The sequence below is a fragment of the Ammoniphilus sp. CFH 90114 genome (assembly GCF_004123195.1).
Lineage (GTDB): Bacteria > Bacillota > Bacilli > Aneurinibacillales > RAOX-1 > YIM-78166.
Genome location: NZ_SDLI01000059.1, coordinates 1 through 675 on the forward strand (window position 1 = coordinate 1; position 675 = coordinate 675).

General features: G+C 44.4%; 1 tRNA gene and 1 rRNA gene. Both read left to right on the forward strand.

The annotated features are described in order from the left end of the window. Window positions 1-49: 49 nt before the first annotated feature. A tRNA-Ala gene (locus tag EIZ39_RS26170) sits at window positions 50-125 on the forward strand. A gap of 369 nt (window positions 126-494) precedes the next feature. Continuing rightward, window positions 495-675: ribosomal RNA gene (locus EIZ39_RS26175) — 23S ribosomal RNA — on the forward strand; the annotation flags it as partial.

Here is a 675-nt window from a genome sequence, read left to right on the forward strand (position 1 = left end):
AGACATGTGACATGGTTTCTGTTCAGTTTTGAAGGGGTATTCCTTTCATGGGGCTGTAGCTCAGTTGGGAGAGCGCCTGCCTTGCAAGCAGGAGGTCATCGGTTCGATCCCGTTCAGCTCCACCATACTTCATTCATTTACAACCACTGGGGCGAAAGCCTTTTTATTTTCTGTTAAAGTTGGTAAAAATTGATGGTTGTTGAAATGAATAAAACATGATAAGTTATTCAATGTCGCTTGATGATGAAACTAAATATTGGTCTGGTGATGATGGCGAAGAGGTCACACCCGTNGAGCATTCTTCCAAAGGAAACAACTTCGCGTTGATCCGTTAGGATCACTCGTGATATATTGTTTCTTGTCGCTTCAAGCGGCGGATTGTTCTTTGAAAACTAGATAACGAAAACGTAAGTAATGAAAACGAAAGTTTTCACCGAAATGCGTATTAGGAAACAATCCTAAAAAACCTTAAGTAATGAAGCAATAACCAAATTGGTTAAGCTACAAAGGGCGCACGGTGGATGCCTTGGCACTAGGAGCCGATGAAGGACGCGGTAAACGGCGATACGCCTCGGGGAGCTGTAAGCAAGCTTTGATCCGAGGATTTCCGAATGGGGGAACCCACTGTCCGTAATGGGGCAGTATCACCACCTGAATTCATAGGGTGGATGAAGG